Annotated in this window: 15 protein-coding genes and 1 riboswitch; of the genes, 2 read left to right on the top strand and 13 right to left on the bottom strand. The window is 72.8% G+C overall.

Annotated features, from left to right (window positions below):
- Positions 1–158 precede the first annotated feature (158 nt).
- The gene (gene htpG, locus ACZ6KF_RS24255; RefSeq protein ID WP_356637343.1) at positions 159–2,081 is read right to left on the bottom strand and encodes a molecular chaperone HtpG; all 1,923 of its coding nucleotides are present in this window, start codon (positions 2,079–2,081) and stop codon (positions 159–161) included.
- 152 nt (positions 2,082–2,233) lie between these two features.
- Here htpG and ACZ6KF_RS24260 point away from each other — a divergent pair, with 152 nt between their 5' ends.
- Complete coding sequence (locus ACZ6KF_RS24260; RefSeq protein ID WP_469240285.1) at positions 2,234–2,557, top strand: ArsR/SmtB family transcription factor; 324 nt, start codon at positions 2,234–2,236, stop codon at positions 2,555–2,557.
- Between the two features lie 37 nt (positions 2,558–2,594).
- Here the strand turns inward: ACZ6KF_RS24260 and ACZ6KF_RS24265 are convergent, their stop codons facing one another.
- From ACZ6KF_RS24265 to ACZ6KF_RS24280, 4 genes are all read right to left on the bottom strand, one after another.
- Positions 2,595–3,779 (bottom strand): MBL fold metallo-hydrolase, encoded by a 1,185-nt coding sequence (locus ACZ6KF_RS24265; protein WP_469240302.1) that lies wholly within the window; start codon positions 3,777–3,779, stop codon positions 2,595–2,597.
- Between the two features lie 231 nt (positions 3,780–4,010).
- Positions 4,011–4,796 carry an SGNH/GDSL hydrolase family protein gene (locus ACZ6KF_RS24270; protein WP_356634247.1) on the bottom strand — a complete coding sequence of 262 codons (786 nt, stop codon included), beginning with the start codon at positions 4,794–4,796 and terminating at the stop codon, positions 4,011–4,013.
- 232 nt (positions 4,797–5,028) lie between these two features.
- Positions 5,029–6,039 carry a M23 family metallopeptidase gene (locus tag ACZ6KF_RS24275; RefSeq protein WP_356634106.1) on the bottom strand — a complete coding sequence of 337 codons (1,011 nt, stop codon included), beginning with the start codon at positions 6,037–6,039 and terminating at the stop codon, positions 5,029–5,031.
- A 2-nt stretch (positions 6,040–6,041) separates the two neighbouring features.
- A riboswitch (cyclic di-AMP (ydaO/yuaA leader) is annotated at positions 6,042–6,211 on the bottom strand.
- A 297-nt stretch (positions 6,212–6,508) separates the two neighbouring features.
- Entirely contained in the window at positions 6,509–8,596 is a 2,088-nt protein-coding gene (locus tag ACZ6KF_RS24280) for an alpha-galactosidase (RefSeq protein ID WP_469240304.1), read from the bottom strand.
- A 204-nt stretch (positions 8,597–8,800) separates the two neighbouring features.
- Between ACZ6KF_RS24280 and ACZ6KF_RS24285 the strand changes: the two genes are divergently transcribed.
- Positions 8,801–9,598 (top strand): tyrosine-protein phosphatase, encoded by a 798-nt coding sequence (locus tag ACZ6KF_RS24285; RefSeq protein ID WP_356634110.1) that lies wholly within the window; start codon positions 8,801–8,803, stop codon positions 9,596–9,598.
- Between the two features lie 37 nt (positions 9,599–9,635).
- On the opposite strand, the gene ACZ6KF_RS24290 is transcribed toward ACZ6KF_RS24285, so the two are convergent.
- The 8 genes from ACZ6KF_RS24290 to hpnE form a co-directional block, all read right to left on the bottom strand.
- Positions 9,636–9,755 (bottom strand): DUF6126 family protein, encoded by a 120-nt coding sequence (locus ACZ6KF_RS24290; protein ID WP_356634112.1) that lies wholly within the window; start codon positions 9,753–9,755, stop codon positions 9,636–9,638.
- Complete coding sequence (locus ACZ6KF_RS24295; protein ID WP_356634114.1) at positions 9,752–10,366, bottom strand: helix-turn-helix domain-containing protein; 615 nt, start codon at positions 10,364–10,366, stop codon at positions 9,752–9,754. Before ACZ6KF_RS24295 ends, ACZ6KF_RS24290 begins: the two co-directional genes overlap by 4 nt.
- Positions 10,367–10,430: 64 nt before the next feature.
- A complete protein-coding gene (locus ACZ6KF_RS24300) occupies positions 10,431–11,858 on the bottom strand; it encodes an aspartate aminotransferase family protein (RefSeq protein WP_469240307.1) in 1,428 nt (475 codons plus the stop codon).
- Between the two features lie 165 nt (positions 11,859–12,023).
- On the bottom strand, positions 12,024–13,046 hold the full coding sequence (gene hpnH, locus ACZ6KF_RS24305; protein ID WP_356634118.1) for an adenosyl-hopene transferase HpnH: 1,023 nt from the start codon (positions 13,044–13,046) through the stop codon (positions 12,024–12,026).
- Between the two features lie 5 nt (positions 13,047–13,051).
- Positions 13,052–13,696 carry a 5'-methylthioadenosine/S-adenosylhomocysteine nucleosidase family protein gene (locus ACZ6KF_RS24310; protein ID WP_469240309.1) on the bottom strand — a complete coding sequence of 215 codons (645 nt, stop codon included), beginning with the start codon at positions 13,694–13,696 and terminating at the stop codon, positions 13,052–13,054.
- 9 nt (positions 13,697–13,705) lie between these two features.
- Positions 13,706–15,772 carry a squalene--hopene cyclase gene (gene shc, locus ACZ6KF_RS24315; RefSeq protein ID WP_469240311.1) on the bottom strand — a complete coding sequence of 689 codons (2,067 nt, stop codon included), beginning with the start codon at positions 15,770–15,772 and terminating at the stop codon, positions 13,706–13,708.
- Positions 15,773–15,894: 122 nt separating this feature from the next.
- Entirely contained in the window at positions 15,895–16,959 is a 1,065-nt protein-coding gene (locus ACZ6KF_RS24320) for a polyprenyl synthetase family protein (protein ID WP_356634249.1), read from the bottom strand.
- A gap of 74 nt (positions 16,960–17,033) precedes the next feature.
- Entirely contained in the window at positions 17,034–18,467 is a 1,434-nt protein-coding gene (gene hpnE, locus ACZ6KF_RS24325) for a hydroxysqualene dehydroxylase HpnE (protein WP_469240313.1), read from the bottom strand.
- Positions 18,468–18,556: the final 89 nt, after the last annotated feature.

Raw genomic sequence — 18,556 nt, forward strand, 5'->3', positions numbered from 1 at the left:
GGCCACTCACGGTAGTCGTCAACGCATTACGCGCGGTGGGCAGTTGCCAAAGACCTACGGTGAGCGTCCCACTCTGGTATGAGGCTTCGTACGGGAGTTTGAGCACAAAGAGAGGGCTCACCCGCCCGGAGAGGAGGGTGAGCCCTGCGGCGCGTCGACTACAGCGTGCGCTCCAGCCGCTCCGCGACCAGCTTCACGAACCGTGCGGGCTCCTTGGGCTGTCCGCCCTCGGCGAGCACGGCGAGGGCGTGCAGCAGTTCGGCGGTCTCGGTCAGCTCGGTGCGGTCCTCGCGCTCGGTGTAGGCCTGGTTGAGGGCCTTGACCAGCTGGTGTTCGGGGTTGAGTTCGAGGATGCGCTTGGTGCGCGGGACCTCCTGGCCCATCGCCCGGTACATGTTCTCCAGCGCCGGCGTGAGGTCGTGGGCGTCGGAGACGACGCAGGCGGGCGAGACGGTGAGGCGGGAGGACAGGCGGACCTCCTTGACGTCCTCGCCGAGGTGCTCGGTCATCCAGCCGAGCAGACCGGCGTACTCCTCGCTCTGCTTCTCCCGCTCCTCCTTCTTGTCGTCCGCGCCGTCGCCGAGGTCGATCTCGCCCTTGGCGACCGACCGCAGCCGCTTGCCCTCGTACTCACCCACCGCGTCGGTCCACACCTCGTCGACCGGGTCGGTGAGCAGCAGCACCTCGATGCCCTTGGCGCGGAAGGCCTCCATGTGCGGGGAGTTCTCGATGGCCGCCCGGGACTCGCCGGTCATGAAGTAGATGTCCTCCTGGCCGTCCTTCATCCGCTCGACGTAGTCCTTGAGCGTGGTCGGCTGCTCGGCGTCGTGCGTGCTCGCGAAGGAGGCGACGGCGAGGATCGCGTCGCGGTTCTCGGAGTCGGTGACCAGCCCCTCCTTGACGACCGCGCCGAACTCCCGCCAGAAGGTGGCGTACCGGTCGGGGGCCGCGGTCGTCATCTCCTTGACCGTGGAGAGCACCTTCTTGGTCAGCCGGCGCTGCATCATGCGGATGTGCCGGTCCTGCTGGAGGATCTCGCGGGAGACGTTGAGCGACAGGTCCTGCGCGTCGACGACGCCCTTGACGAACCGCAGATAGGGCGGGAGCAGTTCCTCGCAGTCGTCCATGATGAAGACGCGCTTCACGTACAGCTGGACGCCGCGCTGGTAGCCCTGGGTGAACAGGTCGTGCGGGGCGTGCGCGGGCACGAAGAGCAGCGCCTGGTACTCGAAGGTGCCCTCGGCCTGAAGGCGGACGGTCTCCAGCGGGTCGCGCCAGTCATGGCTGATGTGCTTGTACAGCTCGTGGTACTCGTCGTCGGACACCTCGTCGCGCGGGCGTGCCCACAGGGCCTTCATCGAGTTCAGCGTCTCGCCCTTGGCGTCCTCGCCGTCCTTGGCGTCCTCGCCGCCGGCGCCGCCCTCGCCGTCCTGCGGGGCGAGCCGGACGGGCCAGGTGATGAAGTCCGAGTACCGCTTGACGATCTCCCGGATCTTCCAGGGGGAGGTGTAGTCGTGCAGCTGGTTCTCGGGGTCGGCCGGCTTGAGGTGCAGGGTGACCGAGGTGCCCTGCGGGGCCTCGTCGACGGTCTCCAGGGTGTACGTGCCCTCCCCGCGCGACGACCACCGGGTGCCCTGGGTCTCCCCGGCGCGCCGGGTCACCAGGGTGACCTCGTCCGCCACCATGAAGCCGGAGTAGAACCCGACGCCGAACTGCCCGATGAGCCCGTCGGCCCCGGCCCCGTCCTGGGACTCGCGCAGTTCCTGGAGGAACTTGGCCGTCCCGGAGTTGGCGATGGTGCCGATGAGCCGGTTGACCTCGTCGTACGACATCCCGATGCCGTTGTCCCGCACGGTGAGCGTACGGGCCTCCTTGTCGAGGCCGATCTCGATGTGCAGGTCGGACACGTCCGCGTCGAGCGAGTCGTCCCGCAGCTTCTCGAGGCGCAGCTTGTCCAGCGCGTCGGAGGCGTTGGAGACGAGCTCGCGCAGGAAGACATCCTTGTTCGAGTAGACCGAGTGGATCATCAGCTGGAGCAGCTGACGCGCCTCTACCTGGAACTCAAACGTTTCGGTCGGCATGGTTCGCGACTACCTCACAGTCCGCTGTTCGGCTGGTATGGCACCAGTCACTGTAAGTCCTGCATCACTGTAGGACCTGGCGCGACGGGGACCTGCCGGGTGCGCCGGCTGCGGGCCCACGGGGTCGTGAAAACGCCATTGGAGCACCCGGATTGGCCGATCGGGCACCCTGGGTCGGCTACCCGCTGCCGGGACTCGGCCGGCTCACCGAGACCGCGCCGCCGGCCGAGGCGGACACCCGCACCGACCGGCTCGCCTCGCTGTTCGGCCCGGTGCGCGCGACGATTCTGCGCCAGGCCCGGCTGCGGCCGTCCACGAGCGAGATCGCCCGGCAGGCGAGGGTGGCGGTCAGCACGGTCACGTATCACGGCGACCGGCTGGCGAAGGCGGGTCTGGTGGAGCGGCGGCGGCACGGCCAGGAGGTGCGTCTCGTCCTCACCGACCGCGGTGTGGGGCTCCTGGACCTGTTCGACTGACCGATCCGCCGGGGTCGGCGCGCCCGACCTCGGGGGCTCAGCCCTCGCCCACGAGGTCGCGGTCTTCGCGGGCCGCCGTCGGCGCGATCCGCGGAACGGGCCACTCGCGGTTCGGCGGCAGCGCCACGTCCCGCCACCAGGGATGCGTGGGAAGCTCGCCGGCGGGCTCGAACGGCCGGCCCGGGACGGGGACGGCGATCGCCTGTCCCACCGCGCCGGCCGCCGCCAGCGTCCACTCCCCCGGTTCGGCCCACGGGTGGAAGGCGAGGTTGAAGGTGCCCCAGTGGATCGGCAGCAGCACCCCGGCCGGGCCGCCGCCCTGGAGGTCCAGGTGGGCGCGGACGCCTTCCTCGGGGGTCATGTGGATGTCGGGCCAGTACTCGCTGTACGCACCGATCTGGATCATCGTCGCGTCGAACGCGCCGTACGACGCCCCGATGTCCCGGAAGCCCTCGAAGTAGCCGGTGTCGCCGCTGTGGAAGACTCGGTGCTCGTCGCCCGCCGCCACCCACGACGCCCAGAGGGTGTGCTGGGTGTTGCGCAGCCCGCGGCCGCAGAAGTGGCGGGCCGGGGTGGCCGTCAGGGTGAGGCCGCCGATCCTGGCCGACTCGTGCCAGTCCAGCTCGCGCAGCCGGCCGGCGGACACGCCCCAGCGCTCCAGGTGGGCGCCGACGCCGAGCGGCACCGCGAACACGGTGTCCGTGCCGGCCAGTGCCTTGATCGTGGGCATGTCCAGGTGGTCGTAGTGGTCGTGCGAGACGACGACGGCGTCGACCGGGCCGAGCGCCTCGATCGGCAGCGGCGCGGGGTGCAGACGCTTGGGTCCGGCGAAGGGGAAGGGAGAGCAGCGCTGCCCCCAGACCGGGTCGAACAGCACGCGGTGGCCGTCGATCTCCGCCAGCACGCCGGAGTGGCCGAGCCAGGTCAGGCGCAGGCCGCTCGCGGGGGGTGCGGCGAGGTCGGCGAGGGTGGTGGGGTGCACGGGTATCGCGCGCCGCGGGGAGCGGCGGGCGCGGCTGTCCCGGTCGAGGTGGAGCTTGGCGAAGTCCAGCGGGGAGGCCGACGGCCGGATCCGTGCGGGGCCGCCCGGGTTCTGGAAGACGCCGTCCGCGAAGTGCGGCGATCTGCGGATGCGCGCCATGCGCTCGCCGCTCGGGTCCCCGCCGAAGGCCGCGGGCCGCAGCGCGCGGAGCCCGGAGTTCAGGGATCGGGGACCGGCCACGGTGCCTCCAGCGAAGTCGTCGAGACCTCCATTATGGGCCGCCCCGCCGGCAGTCCCGGGGGGGGGGGGGGGGGGGGGGGGGGGGGTGGGGAGGGGGGGGGGGGGGGGGGGGGGGGGGGGGGGGGGGGGGGGGGGGGGGGGGACGTCGAACTCCCCTTCCCCCCCCCCTCCCCCCCCTCCCCCCCCCCCCCCCCCGACCCCCCCCCCCCCCCCCCCCCCCCCCCCCGGGACTCACGCCACGGCCGTGATCCGCGTCCTGATGTCGTCCGGGGACAGGGCGCCCTTGGCGGTGACGTGGTCGCCGGAGGACTCCCCGCGCAGCCGGCGCCCGATCCACGGCACCAGGTACCGGCGCGCCCAGTCGACGTCGTCGCGCCGGACCTCCAGCGTGCCCCGGGGCGGCAGCGGCGGCCACGGCTGCTCCGGGTCGGCCGGCACGGGCAGGCCCAGGACCTGTCCGGCGCGCAGCGCCACCCGGGTGTGCCCCTCGGAGGAGAGATGCAGCCGGTCGTGGTCCCAGGCCCGGCGGTCCTGGATGGACCTGAGGGACCACAGGTCGAGCACCGGGCAGCCGTACCGGTCGGCGATGGCCCGGACATGCCCGTTGTAGGTGGCGATCTTGCCGCGCAGGTGCCGGAGCACGGGCACGCCCCGGGTGTCGAAGCCGGTCGTCACCATCACGGTGCCCGCGGCGGCGGTCAGCCGCGCCACCGCCCGCTCGAAGCGCTCGGCCACTTCGTCGGGGTCGGTGCCGGGGCGCAGGATGTCGTTGCCTCCGGCGCAGAACGAGACCAGGTCGGGGGCGAGTTCCATGGCCCGGGGGACCTGGTCGGCCACGATCTGGTCGAGGAGTTTCCCCCGGACGGCGAGGTTGGTGTAGGCGAAGTCGCCCTCGGCCCGGCGGTCCGCAAGAAGTACGGCGAACCGGTCGGCCCAGCCGACGAACGCCCCGTCGGGGCCGGGGTCGCCCACGCCCTCGGTGAAGCTGTCCCCCACCGCCACGTACGACCCGATCACTGATCTGCTGTCATTCTTCGAATCGTCTGCCACAGCGCACCATGATTCCTCGTGGAATGTGACTTACGCGACCGTAGGCATGGGTTGACGGACGGTGAGATAAGCCACTGGCCAAGGAATGGTCAACTGCGGAATGGGCCGCGGCCCGTCGGGGCGGGCACGCCGAAGGCCGGACCCGGGATCTCGTGATCGGGGTCCGGCCTTCGGCGGCTGTGCGTCAGGGAGCGGGGGTTCAGATGGAGACGCCGTGCGACCGCAGGTAGGCGACCGGGTCCACGTCGGAGCCGTAGTTCGGCGTGGTGCGGATCTCGAAGTGCAGGTGCGGTCCGGTGGAGTTGCCGGTCGAGCCGGAGAGCCCGACCTGCTGGCCCGCCGTCACGGTCTGGCCGGCCGAGACGGAGAGGGAGGACAGGTGGGCGTACTGGGCGTAGTAGCCGTCGGCGAGCTTGAGGACGACCTGGTTGCCGTACGCGCCGGCCCAGCCCGCGGAGACGACGGTGCCCGGGCCCACGGCCTTCAGGGAGGTGCCGGTCGGGACGACGAAGTCGGCGCCGGTGTGGTAGCCGCTGGACCACATGCTGCCCGCGACCCTGTAGGCGGTGCCGACGCCCGCGCCGGACACCGGGGCGGTGTAGCCGCCGGAAGCGGGGGCGGTGTCGGCGGCCTGGGAGCCGGTGGACGCCTGGGCCGAGGACTCGTCCGGGGCCGACTCCGCCGGGGAGGACTCCTGCTGGGGCGCCTCGGACGGCTGCGACGGCTCGGACGGCTGCGACGGCTCGGCGGTGGCCGACGACTTCTCGGCGGAGGCCGAAGAGGGCGCCGGGGCCGACGACTTCTGGGCCGTAGCGGCCTTCTTGCCGATGCTGAGCTTGAGGCCCGGGTGGATCAGCGACGGGTCGTCGCCGACGGCCTCGCGGTTGTCCTCGTAGAGCCGCTGCCAGCCACCGCTGACGTTCTGCTCCTCGGCGATCTTCGACAGGTAGTCGCCGACCTTCACCGAATACGTCGTCGCCCCGGACTTCTTCGCGGCGGACTTCTTCTCGGCGGCCTTCTTGCCGGTGGCCGTCTTCTCCGCCGTGACGGACTGGACGGTCTTGTCCGGCGCGGACTGCGGGGTCGCGGCATGGGCGCCGGCGGCCCCCATGAGCGGCAGGGCGAGTGCGGCGCCACCGGTGCCGGCGACGGCTATGGAGCGGGCGAAACGCTGGGCCTTGGGACGGCGGTGCTTACCCTTTGCGGGCATGGTGATTTCCTCTCCGGCGCCTGCGAGGTGAGCTGTCGGGTGCGGACTGGAGATGTCCGGCCGCGCCGAAACGCGGCTAAACCCCAAGCCGTTCCGGAGACCGGAACAGGCATTCGTACCTGTGGGTCCCCCGCTCCTGCCGTACACGGGTGGGTTTGCGCGGGCACCGGGCGGCGGCAGGATTAGGCGTCCGCCCGGATCGGTCTGGAACGTAAGCGACCGAGACGCAAACGGACAAGCAAGAGGTTCCGGATCAAGACCCCCATCTTGATCGGTTGCCGGATTTCCCGGTCACCCTCCGTACACCGCCGGGCGGCCGTTACCCGCAAACTCCCTTGTGACACGTGAGGATTACGTGAACATGACGGGCGACGCACGGTCACCACTATGACCCTGCTCACCCGCCGTTTCACCAGCCCCCCTCATTCCGCAGCGAGTTGGAATGAAGAGGCCAATTCGGGCAGAAGGCTCATATGCGACGGAGTCGGAGAACTGCCGCGTCGAAATCCCCCCGCAACCCCGGCTGCATTCCGTGATGCAGCAGCACGGCACCGCGATGGATTTCGCCCGTTTCGCGGCATTCGTACGACGCTGTCGGATCCAGCCCGCGCAGCCGCAGCGCCGGCACGGGCTCGCCGAACCGCTGCGCCTGGAGCCAGGCCAGGACGACGGTCTCGTCGCCGAGCACGTACTGCACGGCGCTGAGCCCTCCGTCCGGCGGGCGCAGCCGGTACAGGTCGCCGCGCTGCACCAGCGGGCGTATCTCCTTGTAGAGCGCCACCCACTCCCGCGCCTCGGACAGTTCCTCCTCGCTCCAGCGGGTGAGGTCGCCGCCCACGCCGAGCACCCCGGCCATGGCGCTCACGAAGCGGAAGCGCAGCGAGCTGACCCGGCCGTTGAGCATGGCGTTGGGGCTGTCGGTGACCCAGGCGGCCATGACCCGCGCGGGGTGGAGCTGGCTGAAGCCGTGCTGGATGGCGAGCCGGTCGAGCGGGTCGGTGTTGTCGGAGGTCCACACCTGGTCGGTGCGGGCGAGGATGCCGAGGTCGATCCGGCCGCCGCCGCCCGAGCAGGACTCGAAGGCGACGCCGGGGTGGGCCGCCCGCAGCCGGTCCACCAGCGCGTACAGGGAGCGCACGTGGTCCACCCACAGTCGCTGCGGGTAGGGATCGCCGGGCCAGCCCGCGTCGGTGAAGCAGCGGTTGAAGTCCCACTTCACGTAGTCGACGGGGGCGCCGGACAGCAGCGCGTCGAGCTGCTCCCAGAGGTACTCCCGCACATCCTCGCGCGCAAGGTTGAGCACCAGCTGATTGCGGAACTCTGTCCTGTTTCGTCCGGGTTGGAACTGCACCCAGTCCGGGTGGGCGCGGTACAGCTCGCTGTCCGGGTTGACCATCTCGGGCTCGACCCAGATCCCGAACTGCATCCCGAGGGCGTGCACCTCGTCCGCGAGGGGCTTCAGTCCGGCCGGGAAGCGGTCCCGGTTGGGAGTCCAGTCGCCGAGCCCGGCGTGATCGCCGGTGCGCGCCCCGAACCAGCCGTCGTCCACGACGAACAGCTCGACGCCGATCCCCGCCGCCCGGCGCGCGAGGGCCCGCTGCTGCTCCTCGGAGATGTCGAAGCCCGTCGCCTCCCAGGAGTTGAACAGCACCGGCCGGTCCCGCCCGGCGTCCGGGACGACATGCGCCCGCTGATAGGCGTGCCAGGCGCGGCTGGCCCCGCCGAAGCCGCCGTCGGACCACAGCCCCGCGAAGACGGGCGTCGTGAAGGACTCCCCCGCCGCCAGCCGCAGCAGCCCCGAGTCGTCGTACCCGGCGCCGCCGGTGATCTGCACCCGCCCGTCCGGCAGTTGCGCCACCGCGATCCGCCAGGACCCCGACCAGCCGAGGGCGCACGCGTACACCTCACCGCGCTCCTCGGTCGCGTCGGTGTCCAGCGCGACCCACGGCAGATGCTGGTGCCCGGTGTGCCCGCGGCGGCTGCCGATCATCTTCTCGCCGTAGGTCAGGGGCGCGGACGTCAGCCGGGACTCGGCGGCCCAGCGGCCGTGCAGCTGACTCAGCCGCCAGGCCCCGCGCTCGGGCAGGGTCCAGGTCGCGGAGTCGGCGCGCAGCAGCTCCACGGCCGGCCCGTCGTTGTCCAGGGTGACCCAGCGCTCCACGACGTCCCCGCGCATCCGGTGGTGCAGGGTGACCGCCAGCCCGCCGTCCCGGAACCGGAGCCGCAGCTCCTCCTCGCCCCCGGCGCCGCCGATCTCGTAGGCCTCGAAGCTCCACTCGGTCCCGCGCCGCTCGTCGGTGCGCACGGACAGGGCGGGCCGGACGAAGCGGGCGCCGCCCTCGACGGGGTACTCCTCGCGTCCGTCGAGGCGGGACTCGAAGGGCCAGTCGTCGGGCAGCGGACGGGCGGCGAGGGCCTCGGCGTCGGCGAGGGCGATGGTCGGCCCCCAGTGCAGATGCAGCAGCTCGCCGGCGTCCGTGAGGTGCAGGGCGTAGCTGCTCGCCGGTCCCGACAGCAGCCAGGTGCGGCCGTCGTCGGCGATGTCGATGTGCGTCATCCCGCTCCCCCACGGACTCGGACAGTCCCGCTCACGTCCCAACATCATCGAGCGCCGCGCCCCCTCCCGGCAACGCCTGTGGAAAACCCCGGCGACGAACGGTGACCGCCTGTGGACAACCGGTCGGCCCGGAAAACGCATGTCGTATCGTCAAGGCGTGCCCGTCGACGAGCCGCGCCGGCGGGGCGATGGGAGGGAGCCCCCGTGACGCAGCAGGTGCCGTCGACCGAGCCCGAGCTGGCCGCAGTGCGCAACTTCCGTGACGTGGGCGGCCTGCCGACGGTGGACGGGCGCCGGGTGCGGCACGGCGTGCTGTTCCGCAGCGGCCACCTCGCCCACGCCACCGCCGAGGACGCCGCGTTCCTCGCCTCGCTGGGGCTGCACACGATCTTCGACTTCCGCAACGCCGCCGACCAGAAGCTCGAAGGGCCCGACGTCGAGCTGCCGGGCGTGCGCAATGTCAACCTGCCGCTGAGCGACCCGGCGGACGGCGCGGAGTTCTGGAGAATGGTCCGCGAGGGCGATCTGGAGCAGCTGCGGGAGATCCTGGCGGACGGCAAGGCGGCGAACCGGATGATCGCCTCCTACCGCATGATCATCAAGGACCGGACGGCCGAGCACTCACGGGTGCTGCACGCGCTCGCCGAGGACAGCGTCCCGGCCCTGATGCACTGCGCCGCCGGCAAGGACCGCGCCGGGCTGTCGATCGCGGTGACGCTGCTCGCCCTGGGGGTGGAGCGCGATGCGATCCTCGCCGACTACCTGGAGTCCAACGCCAAGCACCGGCGCTACAGGGTGCGCCGCAGTAGCAGCTCCGCCTCCGCCTACGCGCCGGAGGTCATGGAGCTGCTCGACCCGCTGTTCGAGGCGCGCGCCGAATACCTGACGGCGGCGCTGGAGACCATCGACGACACCTGGGGCGGCGTCGACGCCTATCTGGAGCGGGGCCTCGGGCTGGCCCCCCGGACCCGCGAGCGGCTGCGCGACCGGCTCCTCGACTGAGACCGGGGCGGCGCCACCCGGGCCCGGCCGCCCGGCGCTACTTCGCCCCGACCTCGAAGAGCAGATAGAGGAACGCGGCGAACACGTGCCCCGCGACGATGTAGATGAACAGCCGGACCCAGATGGCCTTCGGGATCCTCTGCTCGGAGTCGCTCATGGGGTCTCTCCCGTCGTGGGGCCGAGGCACAGCGCGGCCGTGGGGCTCTGGAGCAGGGTGTGGACGAACAGGAGGTCGACTCCGTCGTCGTCCAGGGCGGTGATGCGGTGCGGGGTCAGCGAGTCGAAGTGGGCGCTGTCCCCGGGGCCGAGCCGGTGCGCGGCGTCCCCGAGGCGCAGCCCGAGCCGTCCCTGGAGGACGTACAGCCACTCCTCGCCGGGGTGCACGCGCACGATGTCGCCCTGGGACCCGTGCGGCACGTGGACGCGCAGTGCCTGCATGCCGCGGCCCGGCGCTCCCGCCTGCCGGTAGGTCCAGCCGCCCGCCGCCGTCGGTTCCATGTCCGCGCCGCGCAGGACGGCGTCCCGGCCGGCGACCGTCTCGCCGAGCAGCTCGGAGACCGTCGTACCGTAGACACGGGCGAGCGCCAGCAGCATCGGCAGCGACGGCTGGCGGTGGCCGGTCTCCAGCCGGGAGAGATGGGCGGGCGACAGCCCGGCGGCGCGGGCCGCGCTCTCCAGGGTGAGGGAGGCCTGGCGGCGCAGCGCCCGCAGCTGCGGGGCCACGGCGGCCAGGCCCTCGGCGGCCGGCTCGGGGACGGGAAGGCTCATGCCCCCATTGAGCCCCACCTTTGCCCTCGGGGCAATTTTCTTGCCCGCCAGGCAAAAGCCCCGTCTACCGATGGGCGACCGCCTGCTTCACCAGCGTCTTCCCGAACTCCCACATCAGACCGCTGCCGTTGTGCGCGTCGTCCATCACCTCTGTGAAGGCGTCCACGAACCGGTCCACCTCTCGCTCCCCGATGATCAGCGGCGGGATGAGCTTGATCACCTCCAGGTGATCGCCGGAGACCTGCGTGAGGATGCGGTGGCGCTGGAGCAGCGGCACGACCACCATCTGCGCGAACAGCCCCTTGCGCGCCGCCTGGAGCATCGTCCAGCGGCTGCGCAGGGCGAGCGACCGGGGCCGGCCGAACTCGATGCCGATCATCAGCCCCCGGCCGCGCACGTCGGCGAGCAGCTCGTACTCGTCGATCAGCGCCGTCAGCCGTGACTTCAGCAGCTCGCCCGTGGCGCGGACGCCCGCGACGATCTGCCGGCTCTCCATGACCGACAGCACCGCCAGGCCCGCCGCCATGGCCTGGGCGTTCCCGCCGAAGCTGGCCGAGTGCACCAGCACCCGGTCCATGGACGAGTACACCTTCTTGAAGATCCACTCCCGGCCGAGCGTGGCGCCGACCGGCACATAGCCGCCGGAGAGGGCCTTGGCCACGCACACCAGGTCCGGTTCGACGCCGTCCTCGTGCTGGTAGGCGTAGAAGTCGCCGGTCCGGCCGAGGCCGGTCTGCACCTCGTCGGCGATGAGCAGCGCCTTGTGCCGGCGCAGCAGGTCCTGGGCGGCCCGCAGATAGCCGGGCGGAGCCTCGTGCACGCCCTTGCCCTGGATCGGCTCCACGATCAGGGCGGCCACGTCGTCCCGCTTCAGCTCCCGGGCGAGGGCGTCGAGGTCGCCGAGCGGCACGGCCGTGTCGGGCAGCAGCGGGGCGAAGCCGTCGCGGAAGCCGGACTCGCCGTTGACGGAGAGCGAGCCCGTGGTCAGGCCGTGGAAGGCGTGCTCGCAGTACAGGACCCTCGGTCGGCCGGTGGCGTACCGGGCGAACTTCAGGGCGGTCTCGACGGCCTCGGTGCCGCTGTTGCCGAAGAACACCCGGTCCAGGTGGGGGCTGTGGGCGAGGAGGCGCTCGGCGAGCAGTCCGGGCAGCGGCGGGCAGTCGAAGCGGGTGAGGTCGGCGAGGTGTGCGTCGAGGACGTCGTGCAGCGCCCTGCGCACGACCGGGTGGTGACGGCCGAGGCCCATCACCCCGAACCCGGCGAGCATGTCGAGGTATTCGTTGCCCTCGGCGTCCCAGAAGTAGGCGCCCTCGGCACGCTCGTAGACCTTGTCGAAGCCGATCGTGCGCAACATGCGCGGCAGTTGGTGGTTGAGGTGCCGGGCGTGCAGTTCGTAGCGTTCGGCGGCGCGCTCGGCGAGCAGCGCGCCGAGGTCGAACTCCGCGCCGGGCGCCGGCTCGGCGGGCTGGGGCGCGGATTCGGCGGTCGTCATGCGTGGGTCTCCTTGGACGCCGTGTCGTCGGGGCCGCGGCCCGGGCCGGCTGCGCCCGGACGGCGAGCCGGCATCGTCACGCCCGGGCCCCCTGTCCTCTCCGGTCTTCCTCTCGCGGTGCTCTCACGGCGACGGCCCGCGCCCGGGGCGCGGGCCGTCATGACGTCACTCCCGGTTTCCGGACACCGTCTCGCGCAGGGCGCGCAGCGACTCCTTCAGGGAGCCCATGGTGGCGAGGACGGCGGTGGGCTCGTAGCCGCAGTGCGCCATGCAGTTGGCGCAGCGCGGGTCCTTGCCGCGGCCGTACTTGTCCCAGTCGGTCTCCTCGATCAGTTCCCGGTACGTCGGCACGTAGCCGTCGCTCATCAGATAGCAGGGCCGCTGCCAGCCGAACAGGGAGTAGTTCGGGATCGCCCAGGCGGTGCACGGGAAGTCGACGCGGCCCTCGAGGAAGTCCAGGAAGAGCGGGGAGTGGTTGAGCCGCCAGCGGCGTCGGTTGCCGCCGGAGAAGGCCTTGCGGAACAGTTCCCGGGTCTGCTCCACGCCCAGGAAGTGCTCCTGGTCGGGGGCCTTCTCGTAGGCGTAGGCGGGCGAGATCATCATCTCGTCGACCTGGAGGTCGTCGTTGAGGAAGTCGAGCACCTCGACGACGGTCTGCGGGGTGTCGGTGTTGAAGAAGGTGGAGTTGGTGGTGACCCGGAAGCCGCGCCGCTTGGCCTCCTTGATGGCGGCCACCGCCTCGTCGAAGACGCCCTCCTTGGCGACCGACTCGTCGTGCCGTTCGCGCAGCCCGTCGATGTGCACGGCGAACGCGAAATAGGGCGAGGGAGTGAACTCGTCCATCTTCTTGCGCAGCAGCATGGCGTTGGTGCACAGGAAGACGTACTTGCGTCTGGCCACCAACTGGCGCACGATCTCGTCGATCTGAGGGTGCATCAGCGGCTCGCCGCCGGCGATGGACACCATCGGGGCGCCGGATTCGAGGACCGCCCCCACTGCCTGGGCGACCGGCATGCGCTGCTTGAGCACCCCGGCCGGATGCTGGATCTTCCCGCAGCCCTCGCACTTGAGGTTGCAGGCGAAGAGCGGCTCCAGCTCCACGATGAGCGGGAACTTGTCGCGCCGGCGCAGCTTCTGTTCAGCCAAGTATGCGGCGACCTTGACGGACTGGCGCAGCGGCATGGCCATCTGGCTCACCTCCTGGGGAGCAGCACATTACGGTGCCATTCACGGAATGCGGGAAGAATGGAGCGGAGAACGCGGAAAGCCGATATTCCACCGCGCACGGTACCGATCCGGACCAGTTCGTGTTCCGGGGCGTCGACCACCACCCGGACGGCGGCAACCGGGCGCGTGCCCGCGCGGGCGGCGGTGAGCAGGGTCGCCGCCGACTCCATGTCGGCGGCGATGGCGCCGGCGTCCCGCAGCCGGGCCCGCTCGGGGCCCCGTACGACGTGGTCGGTTCCGGTGAGCGGGCCGGTGTGCACGGCGTGGCCGGGCACGGCACGGGCGAGTTCCTCGACGAGCAGGTCGGTTCCCTCGCACGGCACGGATCCGCGCGGATCCCTGGTCTCCTCGGCGACCACGAGGTCGCCGGGGTGCATGCCGGGCGCGAGCCCGGCGCAGAAGCCGGTGGCGAGGACGGCGGCGCCGGCGAGGCCCGGGCCGGCCAGCGCCCGGGCGACGGAGCGCTCGGCGGCCTCCGGCCCCATGCCGGTGCGCAGCACGGTGACCGGGCCGCCGGTGCCGTCGCGTTCGCCCAGGCGCAGGGCCAGCCGCTCGATGCCGAGCGCGCAGGCGATCAGCAGCGGCGGCGCCGGGGCGGGCGGTGTGCTCATCGCCCGCCCCTACGCGCCGGCCGGGCGCTGTTCGGCGAGGACCGCTCCCCGCTCGGCCCGCGCCGGCTGCTCGCGGGACTGCGCCCGGTGGGCGAGGGGCTCGCCGTGCAGGTACCGGCCGAGCGCGGTGAGCGGGAAGACCTGCCGGTAGAGGTGGTAGTTGATGGAGAAGTCCCAGGGGAAGCCGGTGCCGGTGAAGTACGGCTCGTCCCAGGAGCCGTCCTCCCGCTGGGTGGCGGCGAGCCAGGCGACGCCGCGTTCGACGGCCTCGGAGTGCCGTTCGCCGGCGGAGAGGAGCGCCAGCAGAGCCCACGCGGTCTGCGAGGCGGTGGAGGCGCCCCGGCCCCGCCATTGACGGGAGTCGCGGTAGGAGCGCAGGTCCTCGCCCCAGCCGCCGTCGTCGTTCTGCACGCGCCGGAGCCAGGAGACCGCGCGGCGGATCGCCGGGTGCGAGGCGGGCAGCCCGGCGGCGGTGAGCGCGGGCACCACCGACCCGGTGCCGTAGAGGTAGTTGACGCCCCAGCGGCCGAACCACGGTCCGTCCGGCTCCTGTTCGGCGAGCAGCCACTGAACGCCGCGCCGGGTGCGCGGGTCGTGGGCGAGGCCCTCGTGGGCGAGCATCTCCACCACGTGCGCGGTGACGTCGGCGGACGGCGGGTCGATCACTTCGCCGAAGTCGCAGAACGGCAGCCGGTTGGGGAAGGGGCTGGTGTTGTCGGCGTCGAAGGCGCCCCAGGCGCCGTTCCTCGACTGCATGCCGAGGTTCCAGCGCACCCCGCGGCCGATCGCCCTCTCGACCCGCTCCGGGTCGTGGTGGCGGACGCGGCGCAGCGCGAGGACGACCTCGGCGGTGTCGTCGATGTCGGGGTAGTTGTCGTTGTGGAACTCGAACGCCCAGCCGCCGGGCGGCAGTCCGGGCCGGCGCACCGACCAGTCGCCGGGCCGCACGACCTGCTCGCCCAGCATCCAGTCGGCCGCCCTGACCAGCGCCGGGTGATCGGCGGGCAGCCCGGCGTCGGCGAGGGCGATGGTGGCCAGGCAGGTGTCCCACACCGGGGACTGGCAGGCCTCGATCATCCGGGCGCCGTCCTCGCGCCAGACGGCGTACCGGTCGAGCGACGCGAGGCCCGCCCGCATCACCGGGTGCCCGAGGTCGTAGCCGAGCAGATACAAAGCGATGAGCGAGTAGACGGCGGGCGGCTGGATGCCGCCCCAGCAGCCGTCGTTCTCCTGGCGCTCGATGATCCAGCGGGCCGCGGTGTTCATCGCGGCGCGGCGCAGCCGCCGGGGCACGACCCGGCGCAGGCCGTGCAGGGCCCGGTCCAGCCGCTGGAAGGCGCCGTCCCACGTGGTCGCCGGGGCGAGCGGCCCGGGCGGGTTGGGGCGGGCGGGGTCGGCGTGCAGTTCGTCGAGCGGGAAGGGCGCGGGGCGCACGGGGCGTTTGGCGGAGACGATGGTCAGCGGGACGATGGTCTGCCGGGCCCAGCAGCCGAAGTCGTAGATGTTGAGCGGGAGCCAGGTGGGCAGGTAGACGAGTTCCGGCGGGAGTTCGGGCAGGTCCTCCCACTTCCACCAGCCGAACAGGGCGAGCCAGATGCGGGTGAAGACACGGGCGGCGGCGATCCCGCCCTGCGCCCGGACCCACCGCGCCGCCTTCGCCATGTGGGGGGCGTCGGGCTCGTCGCCGGCGAGCCGGAGGGCGACGTACGCCTCGATGGTGGCGGACAGGTCACCGGGCCCGCCGTAGAAGGTGGCCCAGGTGCCGTCGTCGCGCTGTTCGCCTCGGATGAAGAGGGCGGCTGCCCGGGTGACGGTCTCGTCGCGGATGCCGAGGAACTCGCGCAGCAGCAGGTCCTCTGCGTCCATGGTGACGTTGGTCTCGAGGTCGCCCTTCCACCAGCCCTCGGCGTCCTGCCGGGCCAGCAGGTGGTCGGTGGCGCGCCGGACCGCGCGGCGCGCCGCTTCGTCGGCCCCGGTGGGGACGGGGGCGGTGATGTCGGTGTCGTCGGTTTCGCTGGCCGCGGCTGCGCGGGGCGGGAGGGTGGCCCCGGTGCTTCCGTCGGTCGTCGCTGTCATGGCTTCCCCTTCGTGCAGTCCTGCAAGGCTTGCGTCTGCTGTGGGTCCGCCGTCGGCCGGCGCCGCGCACGGGTGCGCTGCGCCGGCCGGCGACTACGCGAGGGCTATTCGACCGATAGTGATCATCTCTTTCGTACGACGACGAAGTCCGCGAGCGCCGCGAACCGGTCCCGGACCGGGGCGGGCATGTCCACGGCGTCGAGGGCTTCGATGGCGATGGTGTGCTGGCGTCGTGCTTCCTCGGCGGTCCAGTCGCGGCCGCCGGCCTCCTCGATGAGGGCGGCGCGGGCGGCGAACTCCTCCTCGGAGAAGTTCTCGAACTCGCTGCTCTTGGCGTCGGCGGCGAGCAGGTCGGCGAGCCGCTCGGAGGCGGGGCCGCCCGCGGCGAGCGCGGCGACGACCGGCAGGGACTTCTTGCGCTGGCGCAGGTCGCTCCAGGTCCGCTTGCCGGTGGCCGCCGGGTCGCCCCAGATGCCGAGCAGGTCGTCGACGGCCTGGAAGGCGAGGCCGAGGTGATAGCCGTACTTCTCCAGGGCGTCGGCGGTACGGTCGTCCGCGCCGCCGAGCACGGCGCCGATGGAGCTGGCGCAGGCCAGCAGGGCGCCGGTCTTGTTGCCCTCCATCTCCAGGCACTCCTCGACGCTGACGCGGTCGCGGTGCTCGTAGGAGATGTCCTGGGCCTGGCCGTCGATCAGGGCGCGGGTGGCGGTGGCGAGCCGGCGGGTGGCGCGGCCGGCGTCGATGGTGCCCAGCTCCAGCAGCAGCTCGTTGGCCAGGGCGAACATGGCGTCGCCGACCAGGATCGCCTGGGCGGGGCCGTGCACCTTCCAGACGGTGTCGCGGTGGCGGCGCTGTTCGTCGCCGTCCATCAGGTCGTCGTGCAGCAGGGAGAAGTTGTGCACCAGCTCTACGGCGACCGCGCCGGGCACGCCGGTCTCCGGCGGGGCGCCGGCGACCTCGGCGGAGAGCACCGCGAGGGCCGGGCGCACGGCCTTGCCGCCGTCGCCGTCGGCGGGGTTGCCCAGGGCGTCGATCCAGCCCAGGTGGTAGGCGGCGACCGTGTCCATGGGGGGCGCCAGGCGGTCGACGGCCGCCCGGAGCACCGGGGTGGCCAGGGTCCGGCCGCGCTCCAGAAGCGCGGTCACGTCCACCGTGGTCCGTCGAGCGGCCTCCGGGGCCGGGGGCACAGTGGGCACAGTCTCTCCTCTTGTTGCGGTACCGGAAGTGCGGGCGCCCGCCGCCGTGCCGTGGGGGTGGGACATCAGGCGGCCTCCTCGACATCGAAGAGGTGCCGCGGGCGGGGCCGGCCGAGGGCACGCAGCGCGGCGTCAGCCGCTCCGATACCGCTGCGGACCGCACTTTCCATGGTCGCGGGCCACCCTGTGGCGGTCCACGCTCCGGCCAGGTACAGGCCGGGGGCCTTGGTGCGGGCGCCGGGCCTGAGCCGTCCGACGCCGGGGGCGGGGGCGAACGTGGCCGTGCGCTCCCTGGTCACGAAGAAGTCCTTCACCTCGGCGCCGCGGGTGAGCGGGAGCAGACGCCGCAGTTCGGGCAGGTAGCGTGCGCGCAGCGCGGCCACGGGCGCGTCGATCTCGTCGTGGGCGGCGGACTGCGACAGCGCCAGGTACTGGCCGGCCCGCAGTCCGGAGGCCTCGGTGCGGTCGAAGACCCACTGCACCGGGGTGCCGAGCGCGGCGAGGAAGGGCGTGGCGAGGACCTTGCGGTCGTAGACGACGTGGACGTTGAGGATCGGCGCGACCCCGATCTCCAGGAGCCGGCCGGGGTGGTCGAGGGCGCCGTCGGGCAGCAGGTCGTGCGTCTCGCGCTGCGGTACGGCGAGGACGACCGCGTCCGCCTCGACGCTCTCGCCGGTGGTCCGCACGTCCCAGCGGCCGTCGTCGGCGCGGGAGACGGAGGTGACACGGGCGCGGGTGCGCACGCGCACACCTGCGGCGTCGAGCGCCCGGCGGGCGAGGGCGTCGTGCAGTTCGCCCAGCGGGACGCTCGCCCAGCCGATGTCGGCGGCGCCCGGCTCGGACAGCAGACCGGTCTTGAACACCATCGCGGCGAGCGCCAGCGAGGCGTCGCCCGCGACAGCGTTCAGCGTGGCCACGCCGACCAGGTCCCACAGGGCCGCGACGGCGCGCGGCGACTGGCCGTGCGCCGCCAGCCAGCCGCCGAAGTCCCGCTCGTCCAGGGCGGGGTCGGCGAGGTCGAGGCCCTTGAGGGCGAGCGCGGCCCGGCCGACGCGGGCGCGGTCGGCGAGGGAGAGGTGCGGGTACGCCGCCAGGCTGCGCCCGAGGTGGAGCGGGACCGGCAGCGGGTCGCGCCGCAGCCGGCCGAGCCGCCGTCCCTCGGGCCGGGTGACGTCGACGACGGGCACGTCGAGGCGGCGCTGCAGCGGGGCCAGGTCCGTGCCGCCGATCCGGTCGAGGAACCAGCGGTAGGCGGTGCAGCAGCGCAGGTACACGTGCTGTCCGTTGTCGACGGTCAGCTCGCCGCGGCGGAAGGAGAAGGCCAGTCCGCCCAGGCGCGGGCGGCCTTCGAGGAGGGTGACGCGCACCCCGGCGTCGGCGAGGGCGAGCGCCGCGGTGACGCCGGCGAGGCCGCCGCCGACCACGACGGCGTCGCGGGCCGCCCCGGAACGTGCGGGTCCGCCGGCGGGCGGCCGTGCGGACGGTGTCGCGTCGCTCATCGTGCCCCTTCCCCCGGGCGCCGGCCGCGGTGGGCCGTCACGGTCCGGTGCGCGGCCCCCCGGCGCTCCCCTCCGGTGACGGCGCCCGC

The organism is Streptomyces sp. NPDC046379, from assembly GCF_055587785.1.

Coding starts and splice junctions, on each gene's coding strand:
- htpG (WP_356637343.1), bottom strand. CDS start 2,081: ATGCCGACCGAAACGTTTGAGTTCCAGGTAGAGGCGCGTCAGCTGCTC.
- ACZ6KF_RS24275 (WP_356634106.1), bottom strand. CDS start 6,039: ATGCCCGCAAAGGGTAAGCACCGCCGTCCCAAGGCCCAGCGTTTCGCC.
- ACZ6KF_RS24280 (WP_469240304.1), bottom strand. CDS start 8,596: ATGACGCACATCGACATCGCCGACGACGGCCGCACCTGGCTGCTGTCG.
- ACZ6KF_RS24290 (WP_356634112.1), bottom strand. CDS start 9,755: ATGAGCGACTCCGAGCAGAGGATCCCGAAGGCCATCTGGGTCCGGCTG.
- ACZ6KF_RS24295 (WP_356634114.1), bottom strand. CDS start 10,366: ATGAGCCTTCCCGTCCCCGAGCCGGCCGCCGAGGGCCTGGCCGCCGTG.
- ACZ6KF_RS24300 (WP_469240307.1), bottom strand. CDS start 11,858: ATGACGACCGCCGAATCCGCGCCCCAGCCCGCCGAGCCGGCGCCCGGC.
- hpnH (WP_356634118.1), bottom strand. CDS start 13,046: ATGGCCATGCCGCTGCGCCAGTCCGTCAAGGTCGCCGCATACTTGGCT.
- ACZ6KF_RS24310 (WP_469240309.1), bottom strand. CDS start 13,696: ATGAGCACACCGCCCGCCCCGGCGCCGCCGCTGCTGATCGCCTGCGCG.
- shc (WP_469240311.1), bottom strand. CDS start 15,772: ATGACAGCGACGACCGACGGAAGCACCGGGGCCACCCTCCCGCCCCGC.
- hpnE (WP_469240313.1), bottom strand. CDS start 18,467: ATGAGCGACGCGACACCGTCCGCACGGCCGCCCGCCGGCGGACCCGCA.